23 protein-coding genes are annotated in these 21,062 nt (G+C 68.4%); 16 read left to right on the top strand and 7 right to left on the bottom strand.

The window, feature by feature from the left end; all coding sequences use genetic code 11:
* Window positions 1–32: 32 nt before the first annotated feature.
* From HGB39_RS15210 to HGB39_RS15170, 9 genes are all read left to right on the top strand, one after another.
* The gene (locus tag HGB39_RS15210) at window positions 33–830 is read left to right on the top strand and encodes an LOG family protein (protein ID WP_005564607.1); all 798 of its coding nucleotides are present in this window, start codon (window positions 33–35) and stop codon (window positions 828–830) included.
* The gene (gene log / locus HGB39_RS15205) at window positions 830–1,387 is read left to right on the top strand and encodes a cytokinin riboside 5'-monophosphate phosphoribohydrolase (protein ID WP_043788732.1); all 558 of its coding nucleotides are present in this window, start codon (window positions 830–832) and stop codon (window positions 1,385–1,387) included. Before HGB39_RS15210 ends, log begins: the two co-directional genes overlap by 1 nt.
* 84 nt (window positions 1,388–1,471) lie before the next feature.
* Window positions 1,472–3,247: a long-chain-acyl-CoA synthetase gene (locus HGB39_RS15200; RefSeq protein WP_043788729.1), complete on the top strand. Its 1,776-nt coding sequence runs from the start codon at window positions 1,472–1,474 to the stop codon at window positions 3,245–3,247.
* A 94-nt stretch (window positions 3,248–3,341) separates the two neighbouring features.
* The gene (gene folP, locus HGB39_RS15195) at window positions 3,342–4,241 is read left to right on the top strand and encodes a dihydropteroate synthase (protein ID WP_005264628.1); all 900 of its coding nucleotides are present in this window, start codon (window positions 3,342–3,344) and stop codon (window positions 4,239–4,241) included.
* Window positions 4,238–5,197 carry a glucosyl-3-phosphoglycerate synthase gene (locus HGB39_RS15190; protein ID WP_011598038.1) on the top strand — a complete coding sequence of 320 codons (960 nt, stop codon included), beginning with the start codon at window positions 4,238–4,240 and terminating at the stop codon, window positions 5,195–5,197. The genes folP and HGB39_RS15190 overlap by 4 nt, the downstream gene beginning before the upstream one ends.
* 52 nt (window positions 5,198–5,249) lie before the next feature.
* Entirely contained in the window at window positions 5,250–5,561 is a 312-nt protein-coding gene (locus HGB39_RS15185; RefSeq protein ID WP_005239244.1) for a DivIVA domain-containing protein, read from the top strand.
* A complete protein-coding gene (locus HGB39_RS15180; RefSeq protein ID WP_005573402.1) occupies window positions 5,558–6,133 on the top strand; it encodes a DNA-3-methyladenine glycosylase I in 576 nt (191 codons plus the stop codon). The genes HGB39_RS15185 and HGB39_RS15180 overlap by 4 nt, the downstream gene beginning before the upstream one ends.
* A 150-nt stretch (window positions 6,134–6,283) precedes the next feature.
* On the top strand, window positions 6,284–6,451 hold the full coding sequence (locus HGB39_RS15175; protein ID WP_003936084.1) for a DUF3117 domain-containing protein: 168 nt from the start codon (window positions 6,284–6,286) through the stop codon (window positions 6,449–6,451).
* A gap of 90 nt (window positions 6,452–6,541) precedes the next feature.
* The gene (locus tag HGB39_RS15170) at window positions 6,542–7,384 is read left to right on the top strand and encodes a putative RNA methyltransferase (RefSeq protein ID WP_043793466.1); all 843 of its coding nucleotides are present in this window, start codon (window positions 6,542–6,544) and stop codon (window positions 7,382–7,384) included.
* A 9-nt stretch (window positions 7,385–7,393) separates the two neighbouring features.
* Here the strand turns inward: HGB39_RS15170 and glgA are convergent, their stop codons facing one another.
* On the bottom strand, window positions 7,394–8,563 hold the full coding sequence (gene glgA, locus HGB39_RS15165; RefSeq protein WP_005264634.1) for a glycogen synthase: 1,170 nt from the start codon (window positions 8,561–8,563) through the stop codon (window positions 7,394–7,396).
* A 121-nt stretch (window positions 8,564–8,684) separates the two neighbouring features.
* Between glgA and glgC the strand changes: the two genes are divergently transcribed.
* Window positions 8,685–9,899, top strand: coding sequence for a glucose-1-phosphate adenylyltransferase (gene glgC, locus HGB39_RS15160; RefSeq protein WP_005239253.1), 1,215 nt, complete (start codon window positions 8,685–8,687; stop codon window positions 9,897–9,899).
* A 24-nt stretch (window positions 9,900–9,923) separates the two neighbouring features.
* Here the strand turns inward: glgC and HGB39_RS15155 are convergent, their stop codons facing one another.
* Window positions 9,924–10,562: an O-methyltransferase gene (locus HGB39_RS15155; protein ID WP_005239255.1), complete on the bottom strand. Its 639-nt coding sequence runs from the start codon at window positions 10,560–10,562 to the stop codon at window positions 9,924–9,926.
* A 283-nt stretch (window positions 10,563–10,845) separates the two neighbouring features.
* Between HGB39_RS15155 and sigE the strand changes: the two genes are divergently transcribed.
* The 4 genes from sigE (at window position 10,846) to tatB (ending at window position 13,970) form a co-directional block, all read left to right on the top strand.
* Complete coding sequence (gene sigE / locus HGB39_RS15150) at window positions 10,846–11,478, top strand: RNA polymerase sigma factor SigE (RefSeq protein WP_005239257.1); 633 nt, start codon at window positions 10,846–10,848, stop codon at window positions 11,476–11,478.
* A gap of 16 nt (window positions 11,479–11,494) precedes the next feature.
* Complete coding sequence (locus HGB39_RS15145; protein WP_005264635.1) at window positions 11,495–11,857, top strand: DNA-directed RNA polymerase sigma-70 factor; 363 nt, start codon at window positions 11,495–11,497, stop codon at window positions 11,855–11,857.
* A 94-nt stretch (window positions 11,858–11,951) separates the two neighbouring features.
* A complete protein-coding gene (locus tag HGB39_RS15140) occupies window positions 11,952–13,475 on the top strand; it encodes a S1C family serine protease (RefSeq protein WP_064080477.1) in 1,524 nt (507 codons plus the stop codon).
* 69 nt (window positions 13,476–13,544) lie between these two features.
* Window positions 13,545–13,970: a Sec-independent protein translocase protein TatB gene (tatB, locus tag HGB39_RS15135; protein ID WP_005264637.1), complete on the top strand. Its 426-nt coding sequence runs from the start codon at window positions 13,545–13,547 to the stop codon at window positions 13,968–13,970.
* Window positions 13,971–14,036: 66 nt separating this feature from the next.
* Here tatB and HGB39_RS15130 read toward each other — a convergent pair whose 3' ends face one another.
* The 5 genes from HGB39_RS15130 to HGB39_RS15110 all read right to left on the bottom strand — a co-directional run bounded on the left by HGB39_RS15130 (window position 14,037) and on the right by HGB39_RS15110 (window position 19,445).
* Window positions 14,037–15,173 (bottom strand): Mrp/NBP35 family ATP-binding protein, encoded by a 1,137-nt coding sequence (locus tag HGB39_RS15130; protein WP_005573467.1) that lies wholly within the window; start codon window positions 15,171–15,173, stop codon window positions 14,037–14,039.
* A 23-nt stretch (window positions 15,174–15,196) separates the two neighbouring features.
* A complete protein-coding gene (locus HGB39_RS15125; protein ID WP_005573468.1) occupies window positions 15,197–16,075 on the bottom strand; it encodes a lytic transglycosylase domain-containing protein in 879 nt (292 codons plus the stop codon).
* A gap of 294 nt (window positions 16,076–16,369) precedes the next feature.
* Window positions 16,370–17,539, bottom strand: coding sequence for a lytic transglycosylase domain-containing protein (locus tag HGB39_RS15120; RefSeq protein ID WP_043793477.1), 1,170 nt, complete (start codon window positions 17,537–17,539; stop codon window positions 16,370–16,372).
* A gap of 116 nt (window positions 17,540–17,655) precedes the next feature.
* Window positions 17,656–18,177 carry a DUF1003 domain-containing protein gene (locus HGB39_RS15115; RefSeq protein ID WP_005264640.1) on the bottom strand — a complete coding sequence of 174 codons (522 nt, stop codon included), beginning with the start codon at window positions 18,175–18,177 and terminating at the stop codon, window positions 17,656–17,658.
* Window positions 18,174–19,445, bottom strand: coding sequence for a magnesium transporter MgtE N-terminal domain-containing protein (locus tag HGB39_RS15110; protein ID WP_005264648.1), 1,272 nt, complete (start codon window positions 19,443–19,445; stop codon window positions 18,174–18,176). Before HGB39_RS15110 ends, HGB39_RS15115 begins: the two co-directional genes overlap by 4 nt.
* A 71-nt stretch (window positions 19,446–19,516) precedes the next feature.
* Here HGB39_RS15110 and HGB39_RS15105 point away from each other — a divergent pair, with 71 nt between their 5' ends.
* Complete coding sequence (locus HGB39_RS15105; protein WP_005573471.1) at window positions 19,517–20,479, top strand: HpcH/HpaI aldolase/citrate lyase family protein; 963 nt, start codon at window positions 19,517–19,519, stop codon at window positions 20,477–20,479.
* A 67-nt stretch (window positions 20,480–20,546) separates the two neighbouring features.
* Complete coding sequence (locus tag HGB39_RS15100) at window positions 20,547–21,038, top strand: general stress protein (protein WP_005239275.1); 492 nt, start codon at window positions 20,547–20,549, stop codon at window positions 21,036–21,038.
* The last annotated feature ends 24 nt before the right edge of the window (window positions 21,039–21,062 follow it).

Genomic DNA, 21,062 nt, shown 5'->3' with positions numbered 1-21,062 from the left:
CCCCGAACGGGCCACCCGCTAGCCTGGGGCGCATGGCACCCGAGAAGAACACTCACGGCCGGAAGTCCTCGTCCGTGAAGCACCGGGGTCCGGTGCAGTTGAGGCGCGCCCGCAAGGACGACACCACCACCGACGAGCGGTTGCTCGACGAGCGGGGCTCGACCGACTGGGTGCACACCGACCCCTGGCGCGTACTGCGGATCCAGAGCGAGTTCGTCGAGGGGTTCGGTGCCCTGGCCGAGGCGCCGCGCGCGGTCACCGTCTTCGGTTCCGCTCGCACACCGGACGGCCACCCGGAGTACGAGGCGGGACGGGCGCTGGGTGCCCGCCTGGCCGAGGCCGGCTACGCCGTCATGACCGGCGGCGGCCCCGGCGTCATGGAGGCGGCCAACCGCGGCGCCAGCGAATCGGGTGGTTACTCCATCGGCCTCGGCATCGAGCTGCCGTTCGAGGAGGGCCTCAACGAGTGGGTCGACCTCGGCATCAACTTCCGCTACTTCTTCGCGCGCAAGACGATGTTCGTGAAGTACTCGCAGGCGTTCATCTGCCTGCCCGGCGGGTTCGGGACGCTCGACGAACTGTTCGAGGCGCTGACTCTGGTGCAGACGCGCAAGGTCACGAGATTCCCGATCGTCCTGTTCGGCACCGAGTACTGGTCCGGGCTCGTGGACTGGTTGCGGGGAACTCTCCAACGCAGCGGCAAGATCTCGGAAGGTGACGTCAATCTCTTGCACGTCACGGACGACGTGGAGGAAGCAGTGCAGATCGTCATACGGTCGCAGCAGGGTGTCGACGAAGCTGCCCTGCTCGGGACGGAGGACCAGTGGTGATGCCGGAAACTGTTCCACCGCAGCCGTTCTCGGTGTGCGTCTACTGTGCGTCCGGCCCCGTGGACGACCACTTCCTGGAGCTCGCGTCCCGGGTGGGTGCCGAAATCGGAAAGCGCGGTTGGCAACTCGTGTCCGGCGGTGGCAACGTCTCGATGATGGGCGCGGTGGCCGAGGCCGCCCGCGCGGCAGGGGCGACAACCGTCGGTGTCATCCCGAAAGCTCTGGTGCACAGGGAAGTCGCCGACGTCGACGCCGACGAGCTGGTGGTCACCGACACCATGCGTCAGCGCAAGCAGATCATGGAGGACCGGGCCGACGCGTTCGTGACGCTGCCCGGCGGTATCGGCACGCTCGAGGAGCTGTTCGAAACGTGGACCGCGGGCTATCTCGGCATGCACGAGAAGCCGGTGGTCCTGCTGGATCCGCACGGTCACTACACCGGGCTGCTCGACTGGCTGGACGGGCTGCGGGGCGGCGGTTTCGTGGCGCAGCGCGCCCTCGACAGGCTGCTCGTCCGGGCCGATGTCGGGGAGGCGCTGGACGCCTGCGTCTCCTGAGGCGCCGCCCGGTCCGCGTCGTGGCGCACGTTGTTACCGTGCAGTAAGGTGACCTGACTCATACTGCAGGCCTGAGGGGATGTCATGCGTTCTGAAGCTCGTTCGACGATCGGGGTGGTCGACCTCGCAAGGCGGCTGCCGGCCATGATTCCGGAGCTGCCGATCATGGCGAGAGGGGTCCTCGGCCTGATCCGGACCCCCGACGCGAGGGAATCGATCGGCCTGGTCTTCCAGCGCGCCGCCGCGGCGCACCCGCGCCGCACGTTCCTGCGGTTCGAGGGCGAATCGCTGAGCTACCGGAACGCCAACATCCGCGTGAACCGCTACGCGCACGTGCTCGCCGACCTCGGCGTGGCACGCGGGGACGTCGTCGGGATCCTCGGTAAGAACTCACCCGAGACGCTGCTCATCGCACTCGCCGCGGTCAAGATCGGCGCCGCCGCCGGGATGCTGAATCACAACCAGCGCGGAGACGTGCTCGCCCACAGCATCTCGCTGCTCGACAGCCGGGTCCTGGTGGCGTCCGAGGCGTCGAGCGAGGCCATGGACTCGCTCGACGAACCACCCGCCGTGCCCTCGGTGCTGTACTTCGACGACCTCGACCGTCTCGCCGAGAAGGCCGGGGACGACAACCCCGAGGTGTGCGAGCAGATCCAGGCCCGGGAGAAGGCCTTCTACATCTTTACCTCCGGCACCACGGGACTGCCGAAGGCCAGCCTGATGAGCCACTTCCGCTGGCTCAAGAGCATGTCCGGACTCGGCAACATGGGCGTCCGGCTGCGCGGCAGCGACGTCCTGTACTGCTGCCTGCCGCTCTATCACAACAACGCGCTGACGGTGTCGCTGTCCTCGGTGCTCGGGTCGGGTGCGACGCTCGCACTGGGCAAGCAGTTCTCGGCGTCCAAGTTCTGGGCCGACGTCGAACTGAACCGGGCCACCGGGTTCACCTACATCGGCGAGCTGTGCCGGTACCTGCTGAACCAGCCCGAGAAGCCCGGCGACCGCGACAACTCCATCCGGCTGATGGTCGGGAACGGTCTCCGTCCGGAGATCTGGTCCGAGTTCACCACCCGGTTCGGGATCTCCCGGGTCGCCGAGTTCTACGGCGCCAGCGAGTGCAACATCGCGTTCGTCAACGCCCTCAACGTCGACCGGACGGCAGGCATCTGCCCCCTGCCGCACGCGGTGGTCGAGTACGACGAGGACAGCGGATCGCCCCGGCGGCACTCCGACGGCAAGCTGCGGAAGGTACGCACCGGCGACGTCGGACTGCTGCTGTCGAAGGTGACGGACCGTGCGCCGTTCGACGGATACACCGACGAGGAGGCCACCGACAAGAAACTCGTCCGCGACGGCTTCGACGACGGCGACTGCTGGTTCGACACCGGCGACCTGGTGCGCCGCCAGGGCTGGTCGCACGTGGCGTTCGTCGACCGGCTCGGCGACACGTTCCGCTGGAAGGGGGAGAACGTCGCGACCACCGAGGTCGAGGGCGCACTCCTCGCGCATCCGGCGGTCGAGCACGCCGTCGTCTACGGCGTCGAGATCCCCGGGACCGACGGTCGCGCGGGGATGGCCGCGGTGACGTTGCACGAGAACGAGAAGTTCGACGGCGCCGACGTCGCGGAGTTGCTGTTCCAGCGGCTGCCGTCGTACGCGGTGCCGCTGTTCGTCCGCGTCGTCGATTCCCTCGAGCAGACGTCGACGTTCAAGAGCCGCAAGGTGGAACTCCGCAAGGAGGGTTACGACGTCGAGGACACCGACACGTTGCACGTGCTGTCCGGGCGCAGCGACGGCTACAAGCCCTCGTACGACGGGTACGTCGACGAAGTGGCGAAGGGTTCGCTGCCCAAGGGGTGATGCGGCTACGCCGCCCGTGAGTACTTGTTAACCGCCCGCCGTTAACAAGTACTCACGGGTGGTTTCGATTTCGCTGCGTGCCAATATTGGTGACATGGCCGAGACCGACGTACCGCCCGCGCCCGACCACCCGTCGCCCACGCTGTGTGGGCGCCCCGTGGCGGTCGATCGTGCGCTGGTGATGGCCATCGTGAACCGGACACCCGATTCGTTCTACGACCGCGGTGCCACATTCACCGATTCCGCCGCCATGTCGGCGGTCGAACGGGCTGTGGACGAGGGTGCCGACCTCGTCGACATCGGGGGTGTGAAGGCCGGACCGGGTGACGTCGTCGACTCCGCGGAGGAGACCCGGCGGGTGGTGCCGTTCGTGGCCGCGATCCGCGAGCGCTACCCGGAATTGCTCATCAGCGTCGACACCTGGCGCAGCGACGTGGCCCGGCTCGCCGTCGCCGAGGGCGCCGATCTCATCAACGACACGTGGGCCGGCGCCGACCCTGCGCTCGTCGAGGTCGCCGCGGAGACGGGCGCCGGCATCGTCTGCTCACACACTGGGGGAGCGGTTCCGCGGACCCGGCCGTTCCGTGTCCGCTACACCGACGTCGTCGCGGACGTCCTCCGGGAAGTGGTGTCGGCCGCCGAGAACGCGGCCCGGCTGGGTGTGCCCGCCGATTCGATCCTCATCGATCCGACCCACGATTTCGGGAAAAACACCTATCACGGGCTCGAGTTGTTGCGGCGAATGGAAGATCTTGTAAATACCGGATGGCCAGTGCTCATGGCGCTGAGCAACAAGGACTTCGTCGGGGAGACTCTAGGGGTAGATCTCGTCGAGCGGTTGGAGGGAACATTGGCAGCGACAGCGATGGCCGCCGCAGGAGGCGCCCGTGTCTTCCGTGTCCACGAAGTTGCCCCCACGCGTCGAGTGGTGGACATGGTGGCCGCGATTCAAGGCCGGCGCGCACCGTCCCGCACCGTGCGGGGGCTGGCATGAGTGCCGTGGGGGCCCGGGCGGCCCGCACGATGGTGGCGGAGGAGCGGACCCCTCGCAGCTGGGCCGAGGCGAACAGCTGGGACCAGCCGTCGTGGAGCATCGCCGAACTCGAACGGGCCAAGGCCGGGCGCACCGTGTCGGTGGTCTTGCCGGCGCTCAACGAGGAGGAGACCGTCGCCGCGGTGGTGGATACGATCCACCCGTTGCTCGGTGGTCTGGTGGACGAGTTGATCGTGCTCGATTCCGGATCGACGGACCTGACGGCGGAACGCGCACGCGCGGCGGGCGCCACCGTCATCAGCCGGGAGGAGGCGGTGCCGGCGTTCCCGCCCGTGGCGGGCAAGGGCGAGGTGCTGTGGCGTTCCGTCGCCGCGAGCACCGGTGACCTCATCGCCTTCGTCGACTCGGATCTCATCAACCCGGATCCGGCCTTCGTCCCGAAGCTGCTGGGACCGCTGCTGACGGCCGACGGCATCCATCTCGTGAAGGGCTACTACCGCCGTCCGCTCCGCCTGAGCGGCACGGAGGACGCCAACGGAGGTGGCCGGGTGACCGAGCTCGTGGCGCGTCCCATGCTGGCCTCGCTCCGGCCGGAGCTGACGTGCGTGCTGCAGCCGCTGGGCGGCGAGTATGCGGGCACCCGGGAGTTGCTGTCGGCGGTTCCGTTCGCCCCCGGCTACGGCGTCGAGATCGGCCTGCTGCTCGACACGTACGACCGTCTCGGGCTCGGAGCGATCGGCCAGGTCAATCTGGGGGTGCGCAAGCACCGCAACCGCCCGCTGTCCGAACTCGGGGTGATGAGCAGGCAGATCATCGGCACGATGATGCGGCGCTGCGGGGTGCCCGACTCCGGGGCGGGTCTGACCCAGTTCCTGGTGGACGGCGACTCCTTCGTTCCTACGACGACGGACGTCGCGCTGGCCGATCGCCCACCGATGAACACGGTGTGCCCCTGACCGCGCGCACCTGAGGGAGGTTGCTGTCGGACGTCCGTGACAGGATCGGGGCATGGTGACAGCCCTGCTCTATCTGCTCGTCATGGCGTTTGTCGGCGCGATGCTGTTCCTCGCCGCCAGTGCGGTGTTCGGCCGTTCCGAGGAACTCGCGCCCCTGCCGCCCGGCACCACACTCACGGCCCTGCCTGCCGAGGGCGTGACGGGCGCTGACGTGGAGGCGTTGCGATTCCAGCAGACGCTGCGGGGGTACAAGGCCAGCGAGGTCGACTGGGCGCTGTCCCGGCTGGGCCGTGAAATCGATTCGCTGCGTGAGCAGTTGGCGGCGGTCGAAGCCGCGTCCGAACGGCCGGGGGATGCCTCGTGACAGCCCCCGAGGACCGGGTGCGGTGCGCGTGGGCGGTCGACACGGACGGGTCCCGGCTGTACCGGGACTACCACGACCTCGAGTGGGGTCGTCCGCTGCACGGCCGCGACGAGTTGTACGAAAGGCTGTGCCTCGAAGCGTTCCAGTCGGGACTGTCGTGGATCACGATTCTCCGCAAGCGCGAGGCCTTCCGGGCCGCGTTCGCCGGGTTCGATCCGGAGGCGGTGGCCCGGTACACGGAACGGGACGTGGCGCGCCTGCTCGAGGACGCTTCGATCGTGCGGAACCGGGCCAAGATCGAGGCGTCGGTGAGCAATGCGCGGGCCCTCCTGGAGTTGTCGGACACCGACCTCGACACCCTGCTGTGGTCGTTCGCCCCGCCGCCGCGCCCGAGCCGCCTCGCCACGGTGAACGACGTCCCGGCCGTCACACCGGAGTCCACCGCGATGGCGAAGGAATTGAAGCGCCGAGGGTTCAAATTTGTGGGCCCTACCACGGCTTATGCACTCATGCAGGCCACCGGGATGGTGGACGACCACGTGGCCGCCTGCTGGGTCCCGATCACTGCCTGAAGTGCCGGTGGACCTGCCTATTCGTGACTCAGGTTCCCGGTACTCGTGTCCATAGGGAAGAATGGATGTCACAAGCCTCGCCGAGTGTTGGCGGGGTGCCAAAATTTGTCGAGGCGCAAGCAGGCAGCGCAGATCTGGAGGGAGCAGAGGATGGCGGCCATGAAGCCCCGGACCGGGGACGGTCCCCTCGAAGCAACCAAAGAGGGACGAGGAATCGTCATGCGGGTTCCGCTCGAGGGTGGTGGACGTCTGGTTGTCGAGCTCACCCCGGAGGAAGCTGCCGCACTCGGTGAAGAGCTCAAGGGCGTCACCAGTTAGTCGAGTGCGGAGAGAACCTCACAGGGCAGGCCCCGTCGCCGTTCTCGGTGCGGGGCCTGTTCCGTGTCCGGAACCGGGAGGCGAACGTTCGTGCTGGCCGATGTGACCGACCTGCTGGCGTGCCCGCAGTGCCGGTCTCGCGTGGAACTCGACGAAGGCGCGATCCTGTGCGACCAGGGGCATGCCTTCGATGTGGCGCGTCAGGGTTACGTGAGTCTGATGACCGGGGCCGGTGGCAAGTTCGACGGCGACAGCCCCGAAATGATCGCCGCACGTGCGGACTTCCTCGGCGGCGGCAGCTTCGATCCGCTGATGGACGCCGTCGCCGACGCGGTGGTGGCGGGCACCGGGCCCGGCGACGATCCCCGGATCCTCGAGATCGGCGCGGGCACAGGCCACTACCTGGCGCGCGTCCTCGACGCCGTCCCGACCGGCCGGGGAATCGGACTCGACGTGTCCAAGTACGCGGCGCGGCGCATCGCCAAGGCCCACCCACACGCCGGCGCAGTGGTTGCCGACGTGTGGCAACACCTTCCGGTGCGGGACCACGTGCTCAGCCACGTACTGTGCGTGTTCGCGCCGCGCAACGCCGACGAGGCACACCGGGTGCTCGGCGAGCGCGGCTCCCTGGTGGTCCTCACCCCCACCGAGCGGCACCTGGGGGAGCTCGTGGACCTGCTCGGCATGGTCCGGGTGGACAACCGGAAGGTCGAGCGGCTCGGGGCCGCGATGTCCGGGCGGTTCGAGCGCACCGACCACGCGGCCGTGGAGTACCTGATGTCGTTGTCGCACCTCGACGTGGCCCGGCTCGTCGGGATGGGGCCGTCGGCGCGGCACCTCACCCCCGACCGGCTCGCATCCTCGATCGCCGCGCTGCCGCAGGACTATCCGGTGACGGCGTCGGTGACGGTGTCCACCTACGCCCGGCTCTGAACACCTCGGTCAGCGCCTCGACAGCGCGTCCTGGTAGACGTCGAGGGTCTGCTGTGCGATGGCCGCCCAGGAGAACTCGGCGATCGCCCGCGCCCGTCCGGCCTTGCCCATCGCCTGGGCGGTGCCGACGTCGGCGGCGATTGCGTTGACCGACTCGGCCAGCGCCTGTTCGAACGCCTCGGGCTCGTACGAGTTGTAGTGCACCAGACGGCCGGTGACCCCGTCCTCCACCACCTCGGGGATACCGCCGACGTCGGACGCCACGACCGCGGTCTCGCAGGCCATGGCCTCGAGGTTCACGATCCCCAGCGGCTCGTACACGGACGGGCACACGAAGACGGTTGCGGCCGACAGGATCTCCCGCACCTGGTCGGTGGGCAGCATTTCCCGCACCCAGAACACGTTGCCCCGGTGCGCGGCGAGCGCGGCCACGGCCTGCTCGGTCTCGGCGGCGATCTCCGGGGTGTCGGGTGCGCCCGCGCACAGCACCAACTGGATCTCGGGCGCGAAGTGGTGGGCTGCGGCGATCAGATGACCGACACCCTTCTGCCGGGTGATGCGGCCGACGAACGCCACCATCGGCTGGTCCGGGTCGACGCCGATCTTCGCGAGGGCGGAGTCTCTCGGACCTGCGGGCCCCGCATGCCAGACCGACGTGTCGATCCCGTTGCGCACCACGTGGACCCGGTGCGGGTCGACGAACGGGTACGCGTCGAGGACGTCGAGTCGCATCCCGGCGCTCACGGCGATCACCGCGTCGGCGTGCTCGACGGCGTTGCGCTCCGACCACGAGGAGATGCGATAGCCGCCGCCCAGCTGCTCCGCCTTCCACGGCCTCCGTGGCTCGAGGGAGTGGGCGGTGAGGATGTGGGGGACGTCGTACAACGCGGACGCCAGATGGCCCGCCAGGCCGGTGTACCAGGTGTGGGAGTGCACGACGTCGGCACCGGTCGCGGCGTCGGCCATGCGCAATTCGGCGGACAGCGTCGCGAGTGCCGGATTGGCCCCGGCCAACGCGGGATCGGGGGTGTGCACGACCGCTCCGACGCGCGGAGCGCCCATACAGTGCACGTCCACCTCACACAGCTGCTTCAACTGAGCAACCAGTTCGGTGACGTGTACACCCGCACCGCCATAGATCTCCGGTGGATATTCCTTGGTCATCATCGCCACCCGCACCGGCCTAACGTAACCGTCCGGGACGCTTCGGGCCACCGCTCTCGGACACATTCAGGTATCGGAGAAACGGTGACTCGGCGCTTCGCTGGCGGGGGGAGTGGCCGCCCGATAGGTTGACAGGGTGAGGAGCCAGCCACATGTGCTTGGAATCGTGCTCGCCGGCGGCGAGGGCAAACGTCTCTATCCGCTCACCGCGGATCGGGCGAAGCCCGCTGTGCCTTTCGGAGGCGCCTACCGGTTGATCGATTTCGTGCTCAGCAATTTGGTCAATGCGGGATACCTCCGCCTGTGTGTTCTGACGCAGTACAAGTCGCACTCGTTGGACCGCCACATCTCTCAGACGTGGCGACTGTCCGGGTTCGCGGGTGAATACATCACTCCCGTTCCCGCGCAGCAACGTCTGGGCCCGCGCTGGTACACCGGTAGTGCGGACGCGATCCTGCAGTCGCTGAACCTCGTCTACGACGAGGATCCCGAGTACATCGTCGTGTTCGGTGCCGACCACGTGTACCGGATGGATCCGGAGCAGATGGTGCAGCACCACATCGAGTCGGGTGCCGGCGTGACGGTGGCCGGGATCCGGGTGCCGCGCAGCGAGGCGTTCGCGTTCGGTTGTATCGACAGCGACGAGTCGGGCCGCATCGTCCAGTTCCTCGAGAAGCCGGCGCATCCGCCGGGAACCCCGGACGACCCCAACATGACGTTCGCGTCGATGGGTAACTACGTGTTCACCACCAAGGTGCTGGTCGACGCGATCCGGGCGGACTCCGAGAACTCCGACTCCGACCACGACATGGGCGGCGACATCATCCCCGCGCTCGTCGAGGCGGGCGAGGCGTCCGTGTACGACTTCAAGGACAACATCGTTCCCGGCGCCACCGACCGCGACCGGGGCTACTGGCGCGACGTGGGAACGCTCGACGCGTTCTACGACGCCCACATGGATCTCGTGTCGGTCCACCCGATCTTCAACCTCTACAACCGCCGGTGGCCGATCCGCGGTGAGACGGAGAACCTGGCGCCCGCCAAGTTCGTGCAGGGCGGCCTCGCGCAGGAGTCCGTGGTCGGGGCCGGGTGCATCCTGTCGGCGGCCACGGTGCGCAACTCCGTGCTCAGCTCCAACGTGATGGTCGACAGCGGCGCGACGGTCGAGGGCAGCGTCCTCATGCCCGGTGTGCGCATCGGCAAGGGCGCCGTGGTGCGCCGCGCCATCCTCGACAAGAACGTGGTCGTCGGCGACGGCGAAATCATCGGCGTCGACCTCGAGCGCGACAAGCAACGCTTCGCCGTCAGCAACGGCGGCGTCGTCGCCATCGGCAAGGGCGTCTGGATCTAGCGGGAGGGCCCCGGAACGGGGCTCTCAGAGCTTGGACGCGCAGAGCAGTCCGTCGCCGATCGGCAGGAACACGCGGATCAACTGGTCGTCCTCGGCGAGGGCCTTCGCGGCCTCGCGGACGGCGACGGTCGCCGCGTCACGCTGGCTCGGGTCGACGACCCGCCCCCCGTGCAGGGCGTTGTGCAGCACGATGGCGCCGCCCGGACGCAGCAGGCGGACCCCTTCGCGGACGTAGTGCGGGTGATCGACCGGTGCGCTGTCGACGAACACCAGGTCGTACGCCCCGTCGGCGAGCCGCGGCAGGACGTCGAGTGCCCGGCCGTTGATCAGCCGTGTCCGGGCCGGTGCGATGTCGTTGGTCCGGAACGACAGCTTGGCGGCCCGCTGGTGCTCGGGTTCACTGTCGATGGTGGTGAGGACGCCGTCCTCGCGCATGCCCCGGAGCAGCCACAAACTGCTCACACCCGCGCCGGTTCCGACCTCGACGACCGTCTTGGCGTCCAGCATGCGGGCAAACAGGGCTAGAGCAGCACCGACCGCGGGAGGTACCGGTCCGGCACCGAGGTCGTCCGCCCGCTCCCTGGCCGCACCGAGGGCCTCGTCTTCACGGACAGCCCCTTCTGCGTGGGTGAGTATCCGTTCGGCGTTTGTCTGCACGCACATGAGGCTATCGGGGTCTCGTCGTCGCCGCTGCGAGGCGCGCTCGACAACGATGCCGCGACCTGCCCGGCCGCGATTCTCAGGAATACCTCAGCTTGCTCACACCGCACACATATCGCGATGGGAAAGAGTATGTCCAACGCCAGATCCGAAGACCGCCCGGCGGGGAGATCACGACGACGGAGGAAAGTCCGAGAATCCGGGAACAAATCCCGGCCCTCGGGAGTTGACGCCTATACCACGTTCAGTGATCTGCGGTCCTGAGTAGGAGGATCCACTTAACTCGATGAGCAACCACACGATGGCTCCAGACGAGAGAAACACCGACGAGCAGCTGTCGGACGCCGAGCTGACGGGCACGGCTGTGTTCGATGCCACAGGCGAGAAGTCCGCCATGCCGTCCTGGGACGAACTCGTCCGCGAGCACGGCGACCGAGTCTACCGACTGGCCTACCGGCTGTCGGGCGACGCGCAGGACGCCGAGGACCTCACTCAGGACACGTTCATCCGCGTGTTCCGGTCCCTGTCCGACTACCAGCCCGGCACGTTCGAGGGCTGGCTGCACCGCATCACCACCAACCTCTTCCTCGACATGGTCCGCCGTCGTAACCGCATCCGCATGGAAGCGCTCCCGGAGGACTACGATCGTGTCCCGGCCGACGGGCCGAACCCCGAGGAGATCTACCACGACGCCCGCCTGGACGCGGATCTGCAGGCAGCGCTCGATTCGTTGGCCCCGGAGTTTCGCGCCGCGGTCGTGCTGTGTGACATCGAAGGACTGTCCTACGAGGAGATCGGTGCCACACTGGGTGTCAAGCTCGGAACCGTGCGTAGTCGCATCCACCGCGGCAGGCAGGCTCTGCGTGAGCATCTGGCTGTGAACGGAAAGGTTGACTCCGATCAGATCGGCGTCGGGTAGTTACCAGGAGGGACGAATGACGCAGGGGCGTGTACCTCGCCAGTTTGGCTCCACCGAACACCTGGCGAGTGAGGCGATCGCCGCCTACGTCGACGGTGAGCTCCGGATGTCCGCTTATCTGCGCGCCGCCCACCACCTGTCGATCTGCCCCGAGTGCGCGTTCGAGGTGGACTCCCAGCAGCAGGCTCGGCGTGCCCTGCGCCGCAGCGGCGACGTCGCCATGCCCTCCGGTCTCCTGGGTCTGCTGAGCCAGATCCCCAGTTGCAACCAGGGCGATCCCGCCGACAAGTCCCCGTTCGACTCCCACTCCCCGGATTCGCCGGTCACGAGCGCGTACTCGATCACGAGCCGGATCTGGTCCCGGCGCCGGCGCCGTTGAGCGCATCCGGACCGACGACGGCGGTGTCCGCGCTGAGCGAGGCATCGGTGATACTGGGGCGCGTGACTGACGCACACGAGGGGGACACGACAGCGTGACGGCGGATTACAAGACTCCGGGTTCCGATACGACGGCACCCGACGATCCCGTGGCGGACGAGGCGGGCACGCTCCGCCCGGCGGACGCCCCACGGCTCGATCCGAGGCCCGTCTACCGCCCGCAGATCGACGCAGCGTCCAGCCGCGCGTTCGGCCGACCGGGTGGCGTCACCGGTTCCTTCGCCCCGTCGGATGCCCGGCGTGAGAGCGAACCCCCGGTGAAGGTCGGTGCCCCCGACCCCGTGCTGGCGGAGGCGTTCGGCCGGCCGGACGGCGAGGTCGACACCATTCAGCGTGATCCTCACCGGAAGCCCGCGACCCCGGCGGGCGAGGCACCGCCCGCCGACCCCTGGCGAGATCCCGATGCGGGCGTCGAGCTCGGCTCCCCGGCGCTGCACGCCGAAGAACATTCGCGCCCGCCCGCTCCCGCGCTCAGCGCCCGCGAGGTCCTGTTCGGCGGCAAGGTGGCGCCGAAGGCCCTCGTCGCGCTCGGCGGAATCGTGCTCGCGATCGGTCTGGTCGGTGGCCTCCTCGCCGCCGTGATCACCGCCGATCGCAGCTCGCTCACCAGCCAGAGCGTCACCCTCGTCCAGGGTGGCGGCGAGGAAGACCTCGGCCAGTCGCCCGTCGCGCAAGTCGCGGACGCCGTGCTGCCTGCCGTCGTCTCCATCCAGGTGGCGGTCGGCGACCAGGGCAGCACCGGTTCCGGTGTCGTCATCGACGGCGCCGGCTACATCGTCACCAACAATCACGTCATCTCCGCCGCGGCCACCGCCCCCGACGGCGGCAAGATCCAGGTGATCTTCTCGGACGGGACCAAGGCCGAGGCCCAGATCGTCGGTCGCGACATCAAGACCGACCTGGCCGTACTCAAGGTTTCCGCCGACAACCTGACGGTCGCGGAACTCGGCAAGTCCGGCGACGTGCAGGTCGGTGAGGACGTCGTCGCGGTCGGATCGCCCCTCGGGCTCAGCAAGACCGTCACCCGCGGAATTGTCAGCGCCCTGCACCGTCCGATGCGACTGTCCGGCGAGGGCTCCGACACGAACGCCGTCATCGACGCCGTCCAGACCGACGCCGCCATCAACCACGGCAACTCGGGCGGCGCGCTCGTCGACGACACCGGCCGGGTGATCGGCATCAACACCGCCATGCTCAGTGAGTCCGGCGGCTCGGTGGGTCTCGGCTTCGCGATTCCCATCGACGACGTCACGACGGTCGCTCAGACCCTCATCCGGGACGGCCGGATGCACCACCCGGACATCGGCGTCAACGCCCGCACCGTCGTCAACGACAACACCAGCGGTGCCCAGGTGGCCAATGTCCGCTCTGACAGCCCGGCCGCGCGGGCCGGGATCATCGAGAACGATGTGATCGTCAAGGTCGGCGACCGCACGGTCACGAGCGCCGACGAACTGGTCGTCGCCGTCAACCTGCAGAAGATCGGCGAACCCGTCCGGGTTCAGCTGATCCGCGAGGGCCGACTCGTCGATGTCGACGTGACCCCGGCCTCCGACTGACTCGAATGGTTGCTGTGAGATCGCTCCGTCACCTGGGCACACACCCTCACCGCACAGTAGGCTGACCACGTGTTCGGCAACATTGGTTGGGGCGAGTTCATGGTCCTCCTCGTCGCGGCTCTGGTCATCTTGGGACCCGAGCGGCTTCCGGGTGCGGTCAGCTGGGTAACGAAATCACTGAGGCAGGTCCGTGAGTATGCGAGCGGCGCCAGCCAGCAGCTCAAGGACGAGCTCGGTCCGGAGTTCGAGGATCTGCGCAAGCCGCTGTCGGACCTCAATCAGCTGCGCGGCATGACACCGCGCGCGGTCATCACCAAACACCTGCTCGACGGTGACGATTCGATTCTCACCGGCAACTTCGACAAGCCGAGTTCGGTGTCGTTCGACAAGCCGGGAACGAAGGCCGTCAGCGCCGATCCGTCGGCGCCCACTCCACCGCAGAGCAAGCCGCTCGCGGCAGGCGAGCGCCCCCCGATCGACCTCGACGCAACATAGGCCCTCCGGGCTCGTGCGCCTTTCCGGTTGTTCCAGCAACCAGAAAGGCGCACGAGCGCGCAGCGCCTAGAGGTGGCGGGTGGTGTCGATCCCCAGCGACATTCCGGCGAGTCCACGCTTGCGGACGGCCAGCTTGTCGGCGATGTCGCGGAGTGCCGTCGCGGCCGGCGAATCCGGGTGGCCGAGAACGATGGGAACACCGCCGTCGCCGCCTTCACGGACCGCCTGCTCGAGCGGGATCTGCCCCAGCAGCGGCACCTTCGCGCCCACGGCCTTCGTCAGTCGGTCGGCGACGGCCTGCCCGCCGCCGGACCCGAAGATGTCCATCCGGCTGCCGTCGGGCAAGTCCATCCAGGACATGTTCTCGACGACTCCGACGATCCGCTGACGGGTCTGCAGTGCGATGGCGCCTGCGCGCTCGGCCACCTCGGCGGCCGCCTGCTGCGGGGTCGTGACGACGAGGATTTCCGCACCGGGGATCAGCTGTGCGACGGAGATGGCGACGTCGCCGGTGCCGGGCGGCAGATCGAGCAGCAGAACGTCCAGGTCGCCCCAGAAGACGTCGGCGAGGAACTGCTGCAGCGCGCGGTGCAGCATCGGCCCACGCCACACGACCGGGGTGTTGCCCTGGGTGAACTGGGCGATCGAGATCATCTTCACGTCGTGCGCGACGGGCGGCATGATCATGCGTTCCACCTGCGTGGGCTTGGCGTCGGTGCCGAGCATGCGGGGAACGGAGTGTCCGTAGATGTCGGCGTCGAGCACGCCCACCGACAGTCCGCGGGCCGCGAGTGCGGCGGCCAGGTTGACGGTGACGCTGGACTTGCCGACACCGCCCTTGCCGGACGCGACCGCATAGACGCGGGTCAGCGAGCCGGGCTGGGCGAACGGGATGACGGGCTCGGCCGAGTCTCCGCGCAGCGACTTGCGGAGTTCGGTGCGCTGCTCGTCGCTCATCACGTCGAGTTCGACGCGGATCGCACCGACACCGGGGACGTCCGCCACGGCCTTGGTGACCCGGTCGCTGATCTCGGTCCGCATCGGACAGCCCGCGGTGGTCAGGTAGATCGCGATGTCGACGCTGTCGTCGGCCGCGATGTCGACGCTCTTGACCATCCCGAGTTCGGTGATCGGTTTCCGGATCTCGGGATCCTGGACGCGCGCCAGGGCGCTACGTACAGCGGACTCGCTCAGGACTGGCATGACTCAATGGTAAGGATGTGCGCTCAGTGGATGCGCGGCAGGTCCGCGGCCGCCGGGATGATTCCGCTGGAGTAGCCGGCGGACCATGCGAGCACGTTGGCCACGTAGGCGGCGGAGTTGTTGTATCGGTGCACGGCCTTGGCGGCCTGAATCGGATCCTTGACGTTCAATCCGCCGTCGCACAGGTACTTTCCGGTGGTCAGCGCGGAGTCGAAGAGGTTCTGCGGATCGGCGACGCCGTCGCCGTTGCCGTCGCCCGCATAACGATTCCACGTCTCGGGGAGGAACTGGGTGGGTCCGACGGCGCGGTCGTAGTTGGCGTCGCCGTCCAACTTGCCCCCGTCGGTGTCGCGGATCACGGCGTTGCCGCCGAGGGTGCCGTCGAGGACGGGGCCGAGGACGGGCTTGAGCATGTTGCCCTTGTCGTCCGCCTTGCCGTCGTAGGCGTGGGTGGACTCGACGCGGCCGATTCCGGCGATGAGCGTCCAGTACATGCCGCAACCCGGCTGTTCGACCGCGAGGATGCGTTCGGCGTTCTGGTACGCCGAGACGCTGATGGCCGGGATGCCGAGCGCGCCCTGGGCGATGCTCGCCGGAAGGGGAGGGGTGGCCTGGACGGGTGCGAGCGCCGGCGCAGCGGGCGCTGCTTCGGCTGCCGGTGCGGCCTCGGCGGCCGTCTCGGCCATGGGGGTGACGGCTTCCGCGGCCTCGGGTGCGGTGTCAGTCGCCTCCTGGGCGACGTCGGCGACCTCCGACGAGGAGCTCGTGGAAAGGAAAGGGACCTTGGGTGCGGCGCCGGCCGTGTTGGCTGCGGTGATCAGTCCGATGGGGACGAGTCCGGTAAGCGCGATGACCGAATTGCGGCGGATATGGGAGTCCGTCTTCTTGTTGTGCCGACCCACTCGATTGCCTCCTGCGACCCCCGTCTCGGGGTGTTCCGTTCAACTGACCGGATCGAGGCTACCTGATTCGATACGCTTCCGTTATCCAACCGTGATCAAACGGACTTGTATCGCACGGTTCCGTTACTCCGAAGGCACGTGAGCGAGCGTAACGAACACGGCAAGGTCACGCCAGGACGTCGAGGGGCCTCAAGGTTGTCGGACGGAGCGGGCGGTCGTGCCGTCAGGAACCCGGACACCCGAACACTCCGCCGCGCGCCCTGCAAGCAGAGCGCGCGGCGGAGGCGGGGGTGACTATCGGGGAACGGCGTCGGCCGGAGGGGCGCCCGGGGCGGGCTCGACCGGGCCGGGCGTGACGGATGCCGGGGCGCCGGGGTCGGCGGGCGGGCAGAAGATCAGGCAGGGCAGTTGCGGCAGCGGCGGGAGTCCAGGAATCGGCGGGGCCGGAGCGGGCGCCGCGGGAGTGGCCGCGCCGTCCGTGGACGGCTGCGGGGTGGTCGCGAGATCGCGTGGAAGGTCCGATTCGGCCGCGGCGGCGTCGGCGAGACGCCCGGGCGACGGCGAGGCCGACTCCGACAGCTGGCTCGGCGTCGGAGTTCCACCGTTCCTGTAGGCGTTCGACCAGGTGATGACGTTGGCGGCGTACGCGGCAGAGTTGTTGTACCGCAGGACCGCGCGAGTTTCCTGGAGCGGATCGCGGAGGTCGAGACCACCCGAGCAGAGGTAGCGGGCGGCCGCCAGCGTCGCGTCGAACACGTTGTTCGGATCGGCCACGCCGTCCGCGTTGCCGTCGGACGCGTACTTGGCCCACGTGGACGGAATGAACTGCATCGGTCCGACGGCGCGATCGTGCCCGGGGTCGCCGTCCGTGGCGCCGCGGTCGGTGTCTCGGATGACCTCGTTGCCGGCCAGCCGGCCGTCGAGAACGGGGCCCAGGATCGGGGTGAGCGTGGTGCCGACCGAGTCGGTCCGGCCGCCGCCGGCATGCCCTGATTCGATGCGGCCGATACCGGCCAGCAGATGCCACGGCAGACCGCACTTCGGGGCCTGCGCCATCATCTCGAGTTCCGCGGACCGGTACGCGTTGAGCACGATCTCCGGGATGCCCAGAGCGCTCAGGATCACCGGTGCGGCGATGAGCCCGGTGCCGGACGGCGACATCGGAGATGTGGGATTTGTCACCGCGGGCAGCGGCGCGGGCGCGGGCGGCGGGGGAGCTGCCCTCTGGGACCGCGCGATCCGGGGTGTCGGCGCCAGGATTCCCGACGGCGGGAAGTACGCGGCCTGGGGCGTGGTTCCCGGCGTGATCGAAGCTGCTCCGAGCGTCGTCGCCCCGCCGGTGGAAGAGACGGCACTCGTGCCGACGGATGCGCCGCTGACAGCAGAACCGCCGGTCGAGGACCCGAGGGTGGCAACTGCGCCCACTGTCAGGGCAGTCACCGTCAACAGTCCACGTATCCGCACTCGATCACCCCCTGCGGTGCTCTTCCTTTTCGCACACCGCATACATCCGAGAAGATGTGGCTGACGTTACATATACGTGATCGACCCTGCCGGAGTTTGCGGGGATTCGCCGAGCCTCATTTGCGCCGGGTACGCGTGTCTTCCTCGTCGCCCAGCAGCGACTTGATCTCGTCGAGTTCGCGCCGCAGGTAGTCGCGGGTGGCGACCTCACCGATCGCGATGCGCAGAGCCGCCAGTTCCCGTGCGAGGAACTCGGTGTCCGCCTTCGTCTGCTCGGCGCGCGAGCGGTCCTCCTCGAGGGAGACGCGGTCGCGGTTCTCCTGGCGGTTCTGCGCCAAGAGGATCAGCGGCGCCGCGTAGGCGGCCTGAGTGGAGAACGCCAGGTTGAGCAGGATGAACGGGTACGGGTCCCACTGCAATCGGACGGCGAAGACGTTGATGATGATCCAGACGATCACGACCACCGTCTGAATCATCAGGTAGCGGCCCGTGCCGAGGAACCGGGCGAAGTTCTCGCTGGCCCGGCCGACGGCCTCCACGTCGTACGTGACCCGGAAGCGGCGGGTACCCCGCGGGGTGTCGAGGCGCTGTCGGTCGGACAGGCTCCGGGCGGCTGCGCTGGCTGATTTCTCGCTCATCCGTCGATCTCCTCTTCGCGCCAGTCCTCGGGGAGGAGGTGGTCCAGGACATCGTCGACGGTGACCGCACCGATCAGGTGGTCCTCGTCGTCGACCACCGGCCCGCACACCAGGTTATAGGTGGCGAAGTAGCGGGTCACCGACGTCAGGGAATCCTCGGGTGCCAGCCGTGGCATATCGGTGTCGAGCAGTCCGCCGACCAGGCTCGCGGGCGGCTCGCGCAGCAGTTTCTGCAGGTGCACGCAGCCGAGGTAGCGGCCGGTCGGGGTCGCGGTCGGTGGGCGGACGACGAACACCATGCTCGCGAGGGCGGGGGTGACGTCCGAGATCCGGGCGCGGGCCAGGGCCTCGGCGACCGTCGTCGACGCGGTGAGGACCACCGGCTCCGGAGTCATCAGACCACCCGCGGTGTCGGGGGAGTGCTCGAGCAGCCGGCGGACCGGCTCGGAGTCCTGCGGGTCCATCAGCTGCAGCAGCGATTCGGCCTCGGTCTCGGGAAGCTCACCGAGGAGGTCGGCGGCGTCATCGGGGTCCATGGCCTCGAGGACATCCGCGGCGCGCTCGACCTCGAGGTGCATGAGCAGGTCCGTCTGGTCGTCGGAGGGCAGTTCCTGGACGACGTCGGCGAGGCGTTCGTCGTCGAGTGCGAGAGCGAGTTCGTGGCGGCGTTTCTCCGGGAGGAGCCGCATCGCGTTCGCGACGTCGGCCGCGCGCATGCCCTCGAACTGCGTGAGCAGCGCCGAGACGCCCTGGCCGGGCATCGCCAGGTCGGTCTGCGTGAGGCCCTGGACGTGCTGCCATTCGACGACGTGCATGGCGGCGCGGCGACCGAGTCGGCCACGGTGCCCGCGCACCGCGACCTTCGACACCACCCAGTCCCGGGTGCGGGTCTGCTCGATGCCCAGATCGACGACGATGATGTCGGCGTCCCGCAGCTCCTCGAGTTCCGGGTCGTCCACGCGCACGTGGGAATCCGCCACCTGGGCGAGGGCGAGCACCTCGCCGGGCCGCTGCTGGAATCGGCGAAGACTGACGTTGCCGGTGGTGAGTGTCACCGAGCTCGGTTCGATGGCGGTGACGCGGAGCATCGGGACGAAGATGCGTTTGCGCGTGAACAATTCGATGACCAGTCCGAGGACGCGCGGCTGCTGCCGGCCGACGCGCGCGGTGATCACCACGTCCCGGACGCGGCCGATCGACTCCCCATCGGGGCCGAGCACCACCAGGCCGGCCAGCCTGGCTGCAAAAACCTTGTTCGCAGCTGCCATGATTGCCAGGCTAGATCCTTGTACAGAAATACAGAGAATCGAACACCTGCGAAAGTGGAGGATCGTCCGTCATGAGTTCCGTCTACAGGCCACGGCGATCGGTGCTCGCCGTTCCGGGCAGCAGCCGCAAGATGATCGACAAGGCGAAGGGACTGCCCGCGGACGAGATCTTCCTCGACCTCGAGGACGCGGTGGCACCGCTCGCGAAGCAGGAAGCGCGCGGCACCATCGCCGAGGCGCTCGCCGAGGACGGGTGGGGCGACCAGATCAAGGTGGTGCGGGTCAACGACTGGACCACCGAGTGGACGTACGCCGACGTCGTCGAGGTCGTGGGACGTGCGGGTGCCCACCTCGACGCGATCCTGCTGCCGAAAGTGCCGGACGCCAGCCATGTTCAGGCCCTCGACCTGCTGCTGACCCAGATAGAGAAGGCCAACGGGCTCGAGGTCGGCCGGATCGGAATCGAGCCGCAGATCGAGAATGCGATCGGGCTCACCAACATCGACGCCATCGCGACCGCCAGCCCCCGCGTGCAGACCCTGGTGTTCGGTCCCGCCGACTTCATGGCGAGCATCAACATGCGCACGCTGGTCGTCGGGGAGCAGCCGGACGGCTACGACCGCGGCGACGCCTACCACCACATCCTGATGACCATCCTGATGGCCGCCCGCGCGCACGGGGTGCAGGCCATCGACGGTCCCTACCTGCAGATCCGCGACGTGGAGGCGTTCCGTCGGTCGGCACAGCGCACGGCCGCGCTCGGCTTCGACGGCAAGTGGGTGCTGCATCCCACCCAGATCGAGGCAGCGAACGACGTGTTCAGCCCCCGTCAGGACGATTACGACCGGGCCGAACTGATCCTGGACGCCTACGAGTTCCACACCTCCGCGGCCGGCGGCGGTCGCGGTGCCGTGATGCTCGGCGACGAGATGATCGACGAGGCGAGTCGCAAGATGGCGCTCGTGATCTCGGCCAAGGGGCGCGCCGCGGGTATGAAACGGACCACCGAGTTCGTGCGACCCGACGAGAAATAGCCTCAGCAGGCAGAATGGTTGTCACAGGACCGATCCTGAGAGAACCACACGAGGAGACCAGCTGACGATGACGAATCCACTCGGACAGTCCAATGGGGCGCGGCGTGGGGCTCTGCCGGAACCCCCCACGGGCTGGCCCATCGGTTCGTATCCCACCTACGCCGAGGCGCAGCGCGCCGTCGACTACCTCTCCGATCAGGAATTCTCGGTGGAGGACGTCACCATCGTGGGTGTCAACCTCATGCAGGTCGAGCGGGTGCTGGGCCGCCTCACCTGGGCGAAAGTGATTGGCGGGGGCATCGTTTCGGGCGCCTGGCTCGGCGTGTTCTTCGGTTTGCTGCTGGGCATCGTCACGGGCGGTTTCCTGGCGCCGCTCGTCGTCGGCATCGTCGGCGGGATCATCTTCGGGCTGATCTCCACGACGATCCCGTACGCGGCGACGCGGGGAACCCGGGACTTCGCGTCGACGATGCAACTGGTCGCCGGCCGGTACGACGTGCTGTGCGAGCCGAAGTCGGCGGAGAAGGCCAGGGACATGCTGGCCAAGCTGGCGCTCTGATCGGCGCTCTCGCCTCGACCTGCG

The organism is Rhodococcus opacus (genome assembly GCF_012396235.1).
In the GTDB taxonomy this organism is placed as follows: domain Bacteria; phylum Actinomycetota; class Actinomycetes; order Mycobacteriales; family Mycobacteriaceae; genus Rhodococcus_F; species Rhodococcus_F opacus.
The sequence above is the reverse complement of the archived record's forward strand: the minus strand, read 5'-3'. Positions and strand labels throughout refer to the sequence as shown.